The following is a 15,201-nucleotide window of genomic DNA, read 5'->3' as shown; positions in this document are numbered from 1 at the left end:
CAATAGGTAGCATTCGAACGCACAAATACGTTTCTATAATAGCTAATACGAGGGATGAATATGGGTCTTCACCGCTCTTTCTACAGCCGAGGGCAGCAGCAGGGGAGATGTAGTGCTGGATGGACGGGGCCTGAGAGTGACCGACAACTCCAATCGCATTACGTCTCGGTGTCGTCGAGCGCGGGGGCGGCCCTGGAAAGGGGCGCCAATCTAGGTCTCAGCCACGTCACTACCGGACGCGATTACGTCGCCACGCCAGTCGGCGGTGAACGCCGACAACGGTCCACCAATATGCAGCTGATTCGTGGACGACCAGGACGAACCCTCGGACGACGACCACACAGCGTCCCGCTCTCATTCGGTCTCGCTGCAGTCGGCGGCGGGCCCCTAGACGGTGCCGTGACCACGGCTCCCGTCGAGTCGTGTCACTACCGTACTCAACGGGGTGAGGGTCGAGACCAGCACCGCATCGGTCAGGCCGGCGAGTCCCCGAATCACCCCAGACGCCGCGTAGACATAGTGAATCTGTCGTATTGTGGTTTGGGGGAAGAGCGTGGTGGAGACTCGACTCAATCCTTCCCAACCATACGGATGGTAAAGGGTCCATGGCGGTACGACAACCTGCAGTCGGACTGCGCTGTCTCGCGCCGGTCACGCAGGCCTCGGAACTGATCACCCCTGTACACACCGCTGAAAAACTCGTTCCTCGCTGTCAGACGTCGGTCCGCATATCGTGTTCCTCGATGTGAACGACCCGCCGCCGCGGGGTTAGGCGGTGAGTGCGTCGGCCGTGAGCCGTTCGTAGTCGGCGGACAGTCCCTCGGCGTCCTCGGGGAGGAGTGCGACCACGAGATGGGGCGCGTAGTCGGCGAAGTAGTCTATGAGTGCGGCAATCCGATTCGAGTCGATCGCCTCGAGGGAGTCCAGCAGCATGAACGGGACCGCCTCGTAGGCGTCGTGGGCGAGGTAGCCAGCGAGGGCCACCACCAGGCCGACGACCTCGCGCTCGCTTTCGCTCAGGTGTGCGATGACATCCTCGTAGACGGTTCCCGTCTCGGCTTCGCGTACCACGTTGAGGTCGAACACCGTCTCTGGCGGCCCTCGGCCGCCGTCGTCGGTTTTTCGCTCGATCCAGACGCGAGCCAGGTTCTCGAAGCCGAGCACGTCCAGGATCTCGTCCATATGGTCGTTGAACTGCTCGACCGCCTCCGCTTCCAGATCGGCGATACGCGTCCGCTCACGCTCGAGCTCCGTCGATAGCTCGTCGAGTTGGGCCTCGAGGTCGCTGGGGGTTGGGAGGGCTTCGATCTCGGCGATCTCGTCGGCGACCTCCTCGTGTTCTTGTGTGCGTTGGCCGCGCTCGTACTGCAGTTCGCTCAGCTGTTCGTACGTCTCGAGCAGGTCGCTCTCTCGGAGGGCTTCGGTTTCGGCTACCTCGGCTTCCAGGTCGCGGATCTCCTCGCGGAGTTCGGCGGCTTTGGATTCGAGGTCGTCGAGTCGCTGCTCGCGCTGGTCGATTTTCTCTTCCGTTCGCTCGATCTTCCGGTCGAGTTCCTCTCGGCGGCGCTGCTGTTGCTCTAGTGTGTGGCGGTCGTCCTCGAGTGCCTCGATGCGCTCGGTGAGGTCGGCTCGCTCGGCTTGTTTGTCCTCGATGACGGCCCGTAAGTCGTCGAGTCGGTCCGCGATGGCGCCTTGTTCGACGCGACTTCCACACGTCCAGCAGACCACATTCTGGGTCTCGTCCGGGGCAAGCGCCGCCGTCACGGCCTCATCGTCAGGGTCGATCCCCGGAAGGTCGTGGCCGTTCTTGGCGAGGAGGTCGTCGTTGAATTCGACGATGGTTCGGAGACTGCTGATGGTCGTCTCGAGGTGGCGCTTTTGCTCGCGGAGAGATTCCACTTCGGTCTCGATGTCCGTCCGATCATCATGCGTCTCATCAGGGACCGCGTCTCGATCGGCGTGGGCCGTTTCGAGATCGTCTCGTAGTGCGTCAAGTTCGGATTCGACCAATTCGATGTCGTCTTCGGTGCGCTGCAATTCTTGACGCCGGGCATCGAGGTCGTCGACGAGGGCCTCGGCGTCTTCGGCTGCCTCGGCGTCCGCTTCGACGGCCGCCACCTCGTCGCGCAGGGTATCGAGTTCCTCGTCGATAGAAGCGATCTCTTCTTGGAGGGTGTGGCGGCGTTCTTCGAGCTGGGGAAGCGTGTCACGACGCTGTTCGACGCGGTCTCGTTCGGCTTCGAGCTCCTGTTTTTCCTCGCGCAGGTCCCGAATCCGTCGTTCGATCGCCTCGGTATCGACTGGGCGCATGATGACGTCGTGGAGGTCGTCACCCCGTTCGACGGCGCGCCGCGCTGGGTTGTCTTCGAGCAGGGTGACAAAGGAATCGACCAGCGTTTCGGCGTCCGTGTAGGGTGTGCCGTCACGCTCGATCCCTGTCCGTGTAACGGTGCGGGTAAACTCGTCGTCGCCGAGTGTCAGCGTGACGTGCCCCTCGTCAGCGTCGCTTTTCAGGGTGGGGGCCGTGCCACCGAGGGCTCCGTTGAGGGCCCGTAACAGCGAGGTGCGATTGGTCGCGTTGCGACCAGTGAGGAGCGTGACGCCGAGCGAAAACTCGACGGTTGCGGTGTCAATGCCGCCGAGGTTGGTAACGGAGAGCGTGGCGTGACGGGGATCCGTATCAGTCGTGGGGTCGGACTGTTGTGGCATTGTAGGGATAGTCGAGTGCATCACTGATAATGCTCTCGCTTTCCCCTGCAGGTGCTGCACCGTATGCTGTGTGGTACATCCACCTCGACGGGTGCTTAGTCGGTCGGTCCGTCAGACTGGTCAGCGGCCGTGCACGCACACTCACGGCGGGAGAGCAGTTGATGTAGCCGATAGGTGGTCCCACAATCGGTACACGTTAGCTGGATCGTCACCGTGACGTCGAGTGGGCCAGTTTCCAGTACGTTCGCGTTCCGGAGTCGGGTGACCGTCTGGTCGACGATGTTCGCACATTGCGTGCGGGCCCACTCGATCGTATCACGTGCGTCGTCGTCGGTAATCGTGGCGGTCCGCTGGGTCTCCATATCCAGACACTCACGCAGATGGGTGCGGACTGTCGGGTGGGTGACCCAGTCGGCTTCGACGGCCTCTATGTCCACGCCACGCTGGGCAAGGCGGGTTCGGACTCGCGCTGTCCGTTCGGCAGGCGTGTCGTCACTGGCGAGTGCCTCATAGAGTGTTGTGAGGGCGTCTTCGTCACTGACGGCGCCGTAGAGGGCGTCGGTGACATCTACGTCGGCGGCAGTGAGGGCAGCGGCCAGGACGCGCTGGTTAACGTAGTCTGCGAGGTCGCGGAGACTCGCCCCCGCTTCCACGCGCCGGGCTCGCAATTCGGTGTTGAGGTCATCGAGATCATACTGTTCGACGTTCCGTCCGACTTTACACGAACAGGTAGGGGTCTCTTCGTCGTGGGTCATACGGTCCGGTTCCTCCGTGCGCCGTGGTTCGAGTGGCGTCCTCTCATGGGCTGATACTCGGTTGGTGGTTTGCGTTCGTTCCAGGCAGGTATACGTCTGTCTTTCCATCCGTACTCTTGGTAAAGGTAATGGATCCAAGTGGCGTCAGTGACGGGCGATCGTGGAGTGAGCAAAACGGGTGCCAGGCGCACTACGTGCGCCGATGGCAATCCATGCCGCTAGACTATCGAAGGGTGGTGCCCGAGCTCCCCGTAAACAGACAGCATTCAACGTCCGAATATACCGGATAAGGTTAGTCATATGGTGCCGTGCACCAAACACGGTACTCATGCCGTTTCGGCAGACATCGTCCGTTGTCCGGTTGTTTTGAGGACCATGTGTGTGCTCTAGCAGGGTTCAGTATTCCGAAATACACGGATACACTATGTGGCCTTGTTTCGGTGGTCAGCGTTGTATTCACCCAGATTGCAACGGTATACCTGGGAAATCGGAGTTGTGGATATATCGGGGATGCTGGGTGATGAACGCAAGTACGTCCGAATAATCCGGATAATTAAGTAGGTCGAGGTTGAAGTACGCAACCACATGTCAAAGACAATAAAAACGGCGTTCGACATCGTTGAAACAATACTCGAATTGGAGAAAGCGGGGGTCGCGGAGTTAGCTGACGAGGTTGATAAACCAACAAGTACCGTTCACGACTATCTGCAAGGGCTCGAGGAGATCGGCTGCGTCGTCAACGAAAACGGGAGGTACCGTGTTGGATCGCGATTTCTATCAATCGGGACACGTATGCGGAGTCAGTTAGAGATCTATAAGGTGGCCAAACCGGAACTCCAGAACCTGGCAGCCACCACTGGTGAACACGCGAGTTTGATGATTGAGGAAAACAATCACGGGGTGGTTTTATATACGGCCACCGGGGAAGAAGCAGTGCAGGTTGACATCCACGATGGTGACGTCTCACGCCTACACACTACCGCTCCGGGAAAAGCCATCCTGGCGAACATTTCTCCAGATCGAACGGAAGAGATCATTGAACACTACGAATTACCGGCCCGAACTCCGAACACAATTACTGAGCGAAGTGAACTTTTTGACGAGCTAGATGCGATCCGGGAACAAGGATATGCACTCGACCGAGAGGAACTGTTCGAAGGGATGCATGGCGTTGGCAAGCCGATCGTGGTCGAAGATGACGTTATTGGCGCAATCAGCGTCTACGGGCCAGTTGGCCGAATGAATGAATCGAAAGCCACTAAAAAAATATCGGACATGGTTTTGGAGACGGCGAATGTTATCGAAATTAGTCTAAAGTATTAATACACCCAGCAGCTGAGTAGTGGAAATTTGATCTCGTATTTCTTCCAGAGGGGTCGCCTGATCTCGACCCAATCGAGCCGGTCTGGAAGAGCCTGAGGTGGGAAGTATCACCGATGATTGTTGAGATCGCGTAGGATTCCGCGCTCTGGTCACTGACCTATTCGAATGCCTCACTAAACGGGTGAGTTTTGCCAGCCTGGAGGGTAACTCCATGAGAATCCCGCTGAAACCCCTGGAGTGTGAAGCACGTCATGGAGTCCCGAAGGTCGATCTATGACATGCACCTCCGAGTACGGGGGGGTGACGGACCTCGGATGCGAAGGAACAGGAGAATTGGGATCGCGGCCCGGCCGGCCTTGGTCGGCCGTGACCGCAAGCCTGGAGCGATGTCGTTCCGCTTCACGCATTCAGGACTCCAGAGGACACCATGACCGCAACCACTGATCACTACTTGGGCATCGATGTCCACAAACGGCAGGCTCAGGTCGCTGTCCTTGACGACGAAGTCGAAGTGACCGAAGAGGTCCGAGTCGCCAAGGCGGACCTCGACGAGATCGCACAGAAGTACGCTGGTAGTAGCGCTGCACTCGAAGTGGGAAGTAACTACTTCACCATCTACGACAGACTCGACGAAGAGTTGGACATGACTCTCGCCAATCCGGCCAAGACGGATTGGCTCGAAGATCAGAAGCAGAAGAATGACCGCAAGGACGCGAAGAACCTCGATCGGTACCTGCGGTTGGGCGAAGTGCCGGAGAGTTACGTTCCACCAGAAGAATACCGGCGCTACCGCGCGCTGGCGCGGTCGCAAGAAGCTGGTTGACAAACGCTCAGATTTCAAAAACGAGACCAACTCGTTGCTGGATCAAAACGGCGTCACCTACGATGGGTCGTTGTGGAGCGATCAAGGGCGTGAGTTCCTGCGCGAACTCACGCTCGACGACGCGTCGGAGTTGTTGTTGGAGCAGTGGCTGGAAGCAATTGACGAGTTCACGGTGAAGATCAAGCGGATGCAGCGGCGGATCGAAGAGGTAGCGGCTGAGGTAGAGGAGCTGGATACGTTGATGTCTGCACCTGGCATAGCAGCGTTTTCCGGCTTGATGATCCACGGCGAGATCGGTGAAGTAGAGCGGTTTGACCGCGCAGCTGAAGTGGTGAGTTACGCCGGGTTAGACCCGGTAATCAGCGAGTCTGGCGACTCACGGAGAGAGGGCCAGATCAGCAAGGAAGGTAACGGCTACTTGCGGTGGATCCCGGTCCAGTGTGCGAACACCGCCGTACACAACGCCAAGGATCCGTACTTGAGCCAGTTCTACTGGCGGTTACGGAACAAGCGAAACAAGCCGCACAAGGTAGCGATCGTGGCAACAGCGCGGAAGCTGTTAGTGGTGTTGTTCAACATGCTCAGGAAGAACGAACCGTACGTCCCACCGGAGGTGAGCGCCTGAGAGACGCTACGCGTCTCTCTTTGGGCGGGCCAGCGCACGGTGAGCGACTGGTGTGTCGTATGAAGATGCCCCCGCACGGCGGACGCGGAGACGGCTAGTCTGACTGCTTGCTGTTGATTTTCGCTACAGAAGAGAGATTGGTACCAGCCCACTCGGAAAATCTAAGCCGATACACGTGGTTTGTTCAGATAGCGGGATTCTCAGCGATGTCATAGAACGAGTAGCACACCAAAGAGCAGGGTGAATGCTGAGGTGGATGAGTTCAGCGACCCTGCAGGATGACCCTTCGGTAGACTCGTTCTTCCATGTCGTGGAGACCGAGACGATAGCGCTGTTCGCTGGCGATGACCTATGTCCGCAGTGACGAAGATGAGGCCGACGCGGTCGAGCGCGTGCTCGCCCGCGTCGAGAACTATCCTTTTGAGATCGACCTTCTGCTTGCCGACAGCGGCTTCTACAACGAGCGCGTCATCCGCTGTGCTCGTGATATCGCCGCAACGGTCGTCCACGTCCCAAAGAAAGGCGAGCGGATGAAGGACAAACTCGACACCCACGAGTCGTACATGACGACCTATCGCATGTACAAGGACTGCGAGCGGGAACTGCGCTTCCCGCTCGCTGTCGCTGTCTCCTACCAGAACGGTGACCGAGGCAAGCACGGCGAGGTCGTCCGTGGCTACGTCGCCTGCGGCGTAACTGATCAATCAGCGAAGCAGGTCGAACGCCTCTACAGAAAGCGCTCAGGCATCGAAACGACCTATCGCTTACTGCGGCAAGCACGCGGGATCACGACGACGCGTGATCCCGTCGTGCGATTTGCGATCATGCTCGTCGCGGCACTGCTGGAGAACCTGTGGCTCGTACTGAGATGGGCGGTCGTCGCCCGCCCGCGGCGGGGCGGGCGCGACCTGCCCGATGAGTTCACGTTCAAGACGTTCTGTGACTGGATTCGGCATGAGCTGGAAGAGGAGTTACGCCGGCGGTGGAAGATCAAAGCGAACGGGGTTGGTGTGCCGGCGTCACAGACAGCGGCCGCAGGCAGGCCGGGGTCAGCCCACGGCCTATTCGTTGGGCGGTAAGCGACAGCTGTCGGCAGAGACCGTCGAAATCCGGGTGAGATTGTCTGTTTGAAGCAGTGGACTGGAACTGCCTTGATCTACGCCGCGGTAGCAGCCAAGATTGACCGCCAAATCATACAGAAAGTGATGTTTCGAGGCGTTCAGGCAGCACTCTCTCGACTCGTTCGGGAAGTAACGTCTTTGGCAGCGATTTGATCGATATACCACGCCGGCACGTCAGTGCCGGCGTGGAGAGCCTCCTTAGAAGCTGCCTCACCATGCGTTCGAAGGTACTCACGAACAGCAATCTTATGCGAGGTGGTAGTGTTCTCACTCGTGTCGGATCGGGTTTTGGACATACCCTTGATCCGACTCCTACTCTAGTGAAAGTTACCATTCCTGACGGTCATTACTGGATTATGATACTACTGAGCTAATTTCGAATCCGTGCAACGGGCTATAAGGATATAGCTCACGACACTTAGTCGTCTGCTAGGGTTGGATCAACGCTCGTCTGGGACGAGGCAGTAGTGGGCGAGGTCTCTACCGCCTCGATTAGCAGTTCGGCGATGTCGACGATTTCGATATCGTCTTCGTAGTCACCAGTCTTGCGTCCATCCTCGTACATCGTCATGCACATCGGACAGGCAACAACAAATTTCTCTACTTGTTGACCGGCATCGGTATCTTCGAGTGCTTCCCGGATTCGTTCTTCGCTTGGTTTCTCATCCTGTTCGTGCTCTATCCACAGCCCGCCACCGCCACCGCCACAGCAGTAGGAGTCAGCGCGGTTGCGCGGCATTTCGTGAAGGTCACATCCAGTTGCCCGGATGAGATCACGAGGCGCTTCGTACTCGTCGTTGTATCGACCGAGATGACACGGGTCGTGGTACGTGACGGTATAATCGAGTTCGTTCCCAGAGAGTCCGAGTCGGCCGTCACTCACGAGTTCTTCGACAGCCTGTGTCCAGTGTTGGACTTCAGCTTCGGGTGACCACTGATTGCCCTCGATGTCGAAATCCATCATCGGATCGTCATCCCACTCTTCGAAGTCGAGTTCAGGATATTCGTTTTTGAACGTATTCATCGAGTGCGGATCTGTACACACGATTTTGTCGAATTCACAGTCCTCGAAGCTCTCGATGAGGGTTGCCGCCTGCTCGATAAACATCAGTTCTTCACCGACACGACGGATGTCGTTCCCGTCATAGACCTCATCTTCGAACAGGATGCCATACTTGATACCGGCTTCTTCGAACAGCGTCGCCAGAGAGCGCGCGACCGCTTTGTTCCGTTCGTCGTAGCTCGGATAGTCGCCAACGTACCAGAGGTACTCTACTTCCTCTTCGCGCACGTCTGTAACGTCGAATTCAAGGTCGTCAGTCCAGCCAGCCCGGTTGTTCTGCGAGTTACCGAAGGTGTTGCCTTTCTGCATGACGTTCTGGAATACATCTTGCAGTGCGGGCTGGATTTCTCCTTCGTCCGTCAGCTGCCGATTGAGCTTGGTGAAGGTCTTCAGATGCTCGATCTCGACTGGGCAGGTATCCATGCACGCCATACACGACATACACGACTCCATGGCCTCTCGTTGGATGACCGAGTCCCCATCTCCGATGATTGCTTTTTCTTCACCGTCTTCCTGCTCCCGGTAAGCTTTGAGATCAAGAATTACGTCACGCGGGCTGAGATCACGACCAGATGCATGAGCAGGACACGCATCGGTACATCGCCCACAGTTGGTACAGGCGTCTTGCTCGAGTTTCTCCCGCCAGGAGAACGCATCCATATTTGGAGCACCTATGGTCGCTTCCATGTCTGCTGGAATAGATGGGAGCCGCTTTCCGGCCTTCTCGTCTCGAGTAATAACACTCGCGTACGAAGTCAACATGTGCAGCGGTTTGGAGTACGGAATCGCCCCGATGAACACGAACGCAATCAGCGCGTGTGACCACCACGCAAACGGATACATTGAACGGGCCATCGCGGGGTCAACTCCAGCTAACTGCAGCACATCAGCAACGAACCATCCGACGAAGCTGACCGTCTCAAACGAGGGAAAGTTCTGACCTAGAATTCGGATTCCCTCTGTCAGATAGCCGCCGACACCCAGTAAGAAGAGAGACCAGATGAAGAGGTCATCCTCGAGGCCAGTGTTCGGCCCCTCAAGCCGAGATGTCTTCACGACGTAACGTCGATAAATCGCAATACCGATACCAACCACGAAGAGCAGCCCCATTGCATCGAGGATGAGCGAGTATGAGAGGTAGAAATCTCCGACGAAGAACGACTTCTCCTCGCCCATCAAGCCAGTTATCGTCTGGTAGATGTCCATATCGATGGCGAGGATAGTCGTTCCGATGAGGAGAGTGAGGAAACCCCACAGAATGAACGTGTGCATGAGCCCCCCAACGAAATCCCGGTCGAACTGTTTCTCGTTGGAGAGAACGACTTTCGAACTACTGGCGATCCGGTGTCCAATGTCGTCAAGGCGGTCAAACCAGTCTTCACCACTCTTTGCATATTCGGCGAACCGCTCGTAAACACCATAGAGGAAGACGAGCACGGTCACCGCGGCAAGGAAGTAGAAAATGACCTCGCCCACGTGCCCGATCTGCCACATGGTCGGCCGTGTAATCGGTTCGCTCGCTTGTAGCGGATATTGCATACAAAATAGCTGTCGTATTCTGAAGACATAAAGGCACGGAGAAATTGACCTCTCACTCAGCTCCTATGAAAATCCCGTGAGTGTAACTAACCACGTTTGAGATAATAGTACGTGTTTACCCCGAGGGGCTGCGTTGAATCACTAGACGGCGTCGGGATGGGTCGCTAAATCGAAGGAGTTGAAGCGGGAGATTTCAGTTGTTCAGGGCCCAAATCTCCCACTTCACTAGCGAAATCGTCCCGATTTCTCAAAGAGTTACTGGCGATGGAGACGAATCCGCCGCCCCGGAAGGTGGCGGCGGATTCGCCGACTATGCCCTCGTTTCCCTCCATTGTCTCCGGATTTACCTCGATACCTCTTACCGAATGACGATTGACCTGCTGAAGGTGATGCCACAAATAACCGGGGAGATCGGCCTCGACGCGGCCGATCTCCCCTCTCCATCCACGTTGTGTAAAGCGTTCGACCGGATCAGTATGAGCGTCTGCCGAGTGCTGCTGCGCCAGTCGGCGCAGCTGCACGACCCCTCGAAACACGGTGCAATCGACGCTACATTCTACGAACGCTCGGCTGCGAGCCGCCACTACTGCCAACGGACGAGTTACCGCGTGCAGAAGCTCAAGGTCACGAAACTCGTCGATACAGACTCTCAAGCCATCCTTGACGTTTACTGCTCGACGAACCGTGAAGGGAGCGACGCGGATCTCGCCGAGCAGATCGCCCGCCGGAACGCGGGCGATCTGCGGTCTCTTGCCGCCGACAAGGGATACGACAAGAAATCGCTTCGCGAATCCCTTCGTGACCTCGGAATTCGCCCACTCATCAAACATCGCGTCTTCGCACACTATGATCACGCGCACAACGACAGAATCGACGAACAGCACTACAATCAGCGCTCAATGACCGAGACCGTGAACTCGGCTGTGAAGCGCTCGCTCGGCATAGTGGTTCACAGAAGATTTAGGTGTACTTTGTGTTGGTTGGGGAATGGCGGGACGAGAGAAAGAGATCGTCCGACACCTCAGTGAGGACGATCTCGACCGCTTGCTCACACAGACTGATAGCGAGAAGGTGAGCAAGAGGCTAATCTTCATCAAACGGCTGTACAAAGGTGCAACGCTGGAAGGTGCAGCCGACGATGTCGGAATGTCTCAATCAACCGGGAGTCGCTGGGCCAAGCTCTGGAATAAGGGCGGTTTGGGACTCCTTGCTACGAGCTTCGGGGCGGTCGGCCCCCGAAGCTCAACGAGAAGCAGCGAGAACGTCTTCTTGACCTACTCGAAGAAGGCGAACCCTGGAAGAAACAGGAGATACAGCATCTCATAAACACCGAGTTCGATGTCGAATTCCACCCGAATTACCTGCCACGATTGCTGGACGATTTGGGCCTCTCGTACGCGATTCCGCGTACCGAGAGGCCCGACCGGCCAGACAATGCTGAGGAAATCCTCGACGAACGCGTTGGCGATGCGTTCGCCAAGGATGAGACAGACAAACCACACAACAAACAGCCAGAGGACGACAGTAACGAGGAATGGACGGTCGACGATGATGTTCGAACGGACGGTGGAACGACCGTCGTCTTTTTCGATATCTCGCACCCGCAACCGTGGGACAATTCTCAGCGGCTCTACACAGTAAGTGAGCCGACGATCACCCGGCCGCTGGTGAAAATCGACACACCAGCGGCCGGTTTCTATGCGCTCAACGGCGAGAGTGTCCTCCAGTTCCCACCGAATCAGGAGAAAGAGGAGATCTGCGCGTGTCTCGAAGAGATCCGCGAGCAGAATCCGGGCGAGCGGATTCTACTCGTCTTGGATAACTTCTCATCACAACATTTGTGCGTACACGCGCAAACGCGCCCACGAACTCGGGATCGACCTCATCTTTCTTCCAGTGGGATCGCCACATCTCAATCCAATCGAACCCGTCTGGAAGAGCCTCAAATGGGAATCGTCGCCCCTGATCGTGGAGGGCGCGGCCGAGTACCGCGCCCTCCTCGATGACATCTTCACGGAGTTGACCGATCAGCTGAGTTTTGCAGGCTCATGGATCGAGAATCATCTCAGCGGATTCATCCAGAAGTTGCGTTAGTTACTATTATCGTCGGAGACGACGACCGACCGTGTAAGTTCGAGATTTGTCGCATCGGTCGCAACAACGCCTCGCGTGAGTCGCTGGAGTCGTTTCCGTTTGACGGCACGTTGATGGGCCAACTGTGGGGTATGGAGTAGCTCAAACATGATACGAACGACCGCGCGGTACGCGGTCGTTCGTGTACCGTGAGAACGTAGAGGCAGCCATTTTTTCCATTTCAGCGGCTGTATCGGTTGTTTCTTCGAGTTCGGCAAGCGAGTCTGAGGGATCAATCCCTTCACGCACGGCGACTTTGACGTGGTTGTCGAAGTCGTGTTTCTTGCTGTGTTTGCCGATATCGAACTCGTCGGCAATAGACTCGCTGCCGACTGCGTCGAGCAGCGAGTACACTGCGGTCGCAGTTGTTTGACCAGAACTGAAGTACGCTGCGTCCGTTTTTCCTGTTGGCGGCCTTTGCTGAGACTTGGAATTTGCAGCCATTAGGTCGCCATTACCGGCTTCACGCCGGTTTAAATACTCGAAACGCGACAGCCTGAATCATGTCTTCACAGATACCCTTGACAGCGGAAAATCATCTGCTGAAGCACACCGTCACCATGCGAATCGACCGCTTTCACTCGTTTTGGCGGGGCACCACGAACGACCAAATCAGGCATTCGACGGATGAACGCCCGCCGAGGAAATTCAGAACTAGATAGTGCCTGCTGAAGCTAAACCTCGGAAGTACTGAGGGTGTCATAGAACTCTCCTCACACCGTGATCACGGTACTCCCCGGATTGTCTCCACGTTCGTAGTTGGTGATTACGACGACGAGACGAAGGCACAACGCGAGGAACACCTGCGCTCGTGCGTGAACGCGGCCTCGGGCGAATGCACGCCCGAGGCCGCAGTCCTTCACTGATTCGTTGGTTCGTTCGACTCCAGTACGGCGGTTGTACGTCTCATCCAGCGTCGATTGCTTCAGGTGAACGTCCTCGCTGTGTTCGGTGATGCGGTCTTCGACCCTGTACTCGATGTCTTTCGGGTCGTCGGTGTTTCGCGCGTTGTACGGAGCGACTGGCACGACCCCTGCGGCCAGCAGGTGGTCGTGCCAGTCGAGCGTGTCGTAGGCGCTGTCACCGACCATCCAGATCGGCTTGGCGACGGCGAGCGCGTCACGCGTGACGCGCATCGCCGTCTCCTCTGGCGCTTGCTTACTCTCCGTGAACTCCGCCGCAATTGGGATCTTTTGCCCGGTCGAGACGATCGTACAGCCGTAGCCGTAGTAGTACTCGTCATTGGTTGGATCGTAGCACTTCGACGCGTCCTGATCGGCTGGCATCGCCCTCACGTCGGTCGAATCGATGCAGTAGGTCAAGTCGAGCAGGCCGCGCCGAGCGGCCTGCTCGACGAGCCGATCAAAGACGTCGTCAACGACTTGTTCGAGGTCAGTGAGGAAGCGATCGACCGCGTCTCTCGACGGCGGTCGATCGAACCCACAACTCAACCAGACAACCGTGTTCCGAAGCTCTCGTTCAACGGGACGAATGCCGTAGATGTCCTTGTAGTAGCAGTGGAGAAAGCCACGCATCAGCTCTGGTGGTTCGTGCTCTCGTGTTCGCCCCGTCTTCGCCGGGGCGAACACGTCGAACTCTTCGAGAAACTCGAAGGAAAGGTGCTCAAACAACGCTAACGTCTCGGTCTCCACGACATTGAAGAACGACTCTACCGAAGGATCATCTTGCAGGGTCGCTGAACTCATCCACCTCAGCGTTCACCCTGCTCTTTGGTGTGCTAATCGTTCTATGACACCCTCTCGGAAGTACTGCTAAAGTACTTGCCACTGCCGCTGTTGGAGCGGTTGATCGAAAATGCGCAGAAGATCCACCAGCAACGGCCAATACTTTCACCGCTTTAGGAACATTTATGCGAGGGCCGATTAAATATCGACTTTGTATATGCCCGAATTCGAGGAGACAGAAGAAGAGCGAATGATCCGAAACTCCGTTAGCAGTCTAATGGACGAGTATGAGGACGACTACTGGCGGGAGATTGAAGAAGAACGAGGCTTTCCTGAAGAAGTATGGCAAGATCTCGCAGATCATGGGTATGTCGGTATTGCCATTCCTGAAGAGTACGGTGGTGAGGGAATGGGTATCAAGGAAATGGTGACGGTAATGGAGGAGGTCGGCATGAACGGCGGGTGGTCCGCTACGGTTGCATTCGTACTCAATCCTATATTCGGTGGTGAAACACTGGTTGCACATGGGACCGAAGAGCAGAAGGAACAGTGGCTTCCGAAAATTGCCAGCGGTGACGCAAAATGGGCACTCGGTGTCACCGAACCTGATGCCGGGCTGAATACTTCGAACATCTCAACCATTGCAGAGAAAGATGGCGATGGATACGTCATCAACGGCAGCAAAATCTGGACTTCTCGCGTCGCGGAGGCAGACCGCATCACACTGCTTGCGCGTACACTTCCGCCTGAAGATGCTGACTCTCCCACTCACGGTCTCTCGATTTTCCTCGTTGACCCCGACTCTGACGGTATTGATTATGATGAAATCCCTCTCGACATTTACTTTGAGCGGACGTACAACCTCTACCTTGATGATGTCCGGGTCCACGAATCACAGATCGTTGGGACTGAACATCAAGGCCTTTACCACATTTTCGACACATTGAATACAGAACGTATTACTGTGGCGGCTGCCGCTGTTGCAGCTGGGTATTCAGCGCTAGATCAGGCGGCTGACTATGCGAACGATCGGGAAGTATTCGGTGTTCCTATCGGTAGCCATCAGGCGATCCAACACCCGCTTGCGGACGCCTACGCAGAACTTGAAACGGCGAAGCTAATGACCCACAAAGCCGCCTGGATGTACGACAACGATAAACCCTCACAAGAGGTCGGTGCTGCCGCCAATTCTGCCAAGCTTCAGGCAGGGAAAGCGGCATGGAATGCATGTGAGGCTGCCATGACTACCTTCGGTGGCATGAGCGCCTCTTCCGAGATCGGCATCGCAAAGCTTTGGTCGATGGTTCGACATCTCCGAGTTGCTCCAGTAAGTGAGCAAATGGTCCGGAACTACCTCGCGGAGAATGAACTCGGCCTGCCACGCTCGTATTGAAGTAGAACACAGTAACCATACACAGCACACTA

The 15,201-nt window shown here is 56.7% G+C and carries 6 protein-coding genes and 7 pseudogenes; 8 read left to right on the top strand and 5 right to left on the bottom strand.

The window, feature by feature from the left end; all coding sequences use genetic code 11:
- Window positions 1–768: 768 nt before the first annotated feature.
- Both ESO89_RS06455 and rdfA read right to left on the bottom strand, forming a co-directional pair.
- Window positions 769–2,709 carry an archaea-specific SMC-related protein gene (locus ESO89_RS06455; RefSeq protein WP_128904767.1) on the bottom strand — a complete coding sequence of 647 codons (1,941 nt, stop codon included), beginning with the start codon at window positions 2,707–2,709 and terminating at the stop codon, window positions 769–771.
- 95 nt (window positions 2,710–2,804) lie between these two features.
- The gene (gene rdfA, locus ESO89_RS06450) at window positions 2,805–3,464 is read right to left on the bottom strand and encodes a rod-determining factor RdfA (protein WP_128904766.1); all 660 of its coding nucleotides are present in this window, start codon (window positions 3,462–3,464) and stop codon (window positions 2,805–2,807) included.
- A gap of 585 nt (window positions 3,465–4,049) precedes the next feature.
- On the opposite strand from rdfA, the gene ESO89_RS06445 reads away from it, so the two are divergent.
- The 4 genes and pseudogenes from ESO89_RS06445 to ESO89_RS06430 all read left to right on the top strand — a co-directional run.
- Window positions 4,050–4,787 (top strand): IclR family transcriptional regulator, encoded by a 738-nt coding sequence (locus ESO89_RS06445; protein ID WP_128904765.1) that lies wholly within the window; start codon window positions 4,050–4,052, stop codon window positions 4,785–4,787.
- Between the two features lie 29 nt (window positions 4,788–4,816).
- Window positions 4,817–5,064, top strand: a pseudogene (locus tag ESO89_RS18915) (hypothetical protein); the annotation flags it as partial.
- A gap of 150 nt (window positions 5,065–5,214) precedes the next feature.
- Window positions 5,215–6,235 (top strand): annotated as a pseudogene (locus ESO89_RS06435) (IS110 family transposase).
- 335 nt (window positions 6,236–6,570) lie between these two features.
- Window positions 6,571–7,314: pseudogene (locus tag ESO89_RS06430) on the top strand (ISH3 family transposase); the annotation flags it as partial.
- A gap of 460 nt (window positions 7,315–7,774) precedes the next feature.
- On the opposite strand, the gene ESO89_RS06425 reads toward ESO89_RS06430, so the two are convergent.
- Window positions 7,775–9,958 carry a heterodisulfide reductase-related iron-sulfur binding cluster gene (locus tag ESO89_RS06425; RefSeq protein ID WP_128904764.1) on the bottom strand — a complete coding sequence of 728 codons (2,184 nt, stop codon included), beginning with the start codon at window positions 9,956–9,958 and terminating at the stop codon, window positions 7,775–7,777.
- A 197-nt stretch (window positions 9,959–10,155) separates the two neighbouring features.
- Between ESO89_RS06425 and ESO89_RS06420 the strand changes: the two are divergent.
- Window positions 10,156–10,917: pseudogene (locus ESO89_RS06420) on the top strand (IS5 family transposase); the annotation flags it as partial.
- A 28-nt stretch (window positions 10,918–10,945) separates the two neighbouring features.
- Window positions 10,946–12,052: pseudogene (locus ESO89_RS06415) on the top strand (IS630 family transposase).
- Window positions 12,053–12,060: 8 nt separating this feature from the next.
- On the opposite strand, the pseudogene ESO89_RS06410 reads toward ESO89_RS06415, so the two are convergent.
- A pseudogene (locus tag ESO89_RS06410) lies at window positions 12,061–12,535 on the bottom strand (IS4 family transposase); the annotation flags it as partial.
- Window positions 12,536–12,594: 59 nt separating this feature from the next.
- On the opposite strand from ESO89_RS06410, the pseudogene ESO89_RS06405 reads away from it, so the two are divergent.
- Window positions 12,595–12,722: pseudogene (locus ESO89_RS06405) on the top strand (IS6 family transposase); the annotation flags it as partial.
- Window positions 12,723–12,804: 82 nt separating this feature from the next.
- On the opposite strand, the gene ESO89_RS06400 reads toward ESO89_RS06405, so the two are convergent.
- Window positions 12,805–13,797, bottom strand: a complete 993-nt coding sequence (locus tag ESO89_RS06400) for a transposase (protein ID WP_128904763.1) — start codon at window positions 13,795–13,797, stop codon at window positions 12,805–12,807.
- 196 nt (window positions 13,798–13,993) lie between these two features.
- Here ESO89_RS06400 and ESO89_RS06395 point away from each other — a divergent pair, with 196 nt between their 5' ends.
- A complete protein-coding gene (locus tag ESO89_RS06395) occupies window positions 13,994–15,169 on the top strand; it encodes an acyl-CoA dehydrogenase family protein (RefSeq protein WP_128904762.1) in 1,176 nt (391 codons plus the stop codon).
- Window positions 15,170–15,201: the final 32 nt, after the last annotated feature.

It is taken from the genome of Halorubrum amylolyticum (genome assembly GCF_004114995.1).
GTDB lineage: Archaea > Halobacteriota > Halobacteria > Halobacteriales > Haloferacaceae > Halorubrum > Halorubrum amylolyticum.
This window is presented reverse-complemented; position numbering and strand designations above follow the sequence as displayed.

Bases quoted from the DNA above. Each gene is read 5' to 3' on its own strand.
- ESO89_RS06445 (WP_128904765.1), top strand. From the start codon at position 4,050: ATGTCAAAGACAATAAAAACGGCGTTCGACATCGTTGAAACAATACTC.
- ESO89_RS06425 (WP_128904764.1), bottom strand. From the start codon at position 9,958: ATGCAATATCCGCTACAAGCGAGCGAACCGATTACACGGCCGACCATG.
- ESO89_RS06395 (WP_128904762.1), top strand. From the start codon at position 13,994: ATGCCCGAATTCGAGGAGACAGAAGAAGAGCGAATGATCCGAAACTCC.
- rdfA (WP_128904766.1), bottom strand. From the start codon at position 3,464: ATGACCCACGACGAAGAGACCCCTACCTGTTCGTGTAAAGTCGGACGG.
- ESO89_RS06400 (WP_128904763.1), bottom strand. From the start codon at position 13,797: ATGAGTTCAGCGACCCTGCAAGATGATCCTTCGGTAGAGTCGTTCTTC.
- ESO89_RS06455 (WP_128904767.1), bottom strand. From the start codon at position 2,709: ATGCCACAACAGTCCGACCCCACGACTGATACGGATCCCCGTCACGCC.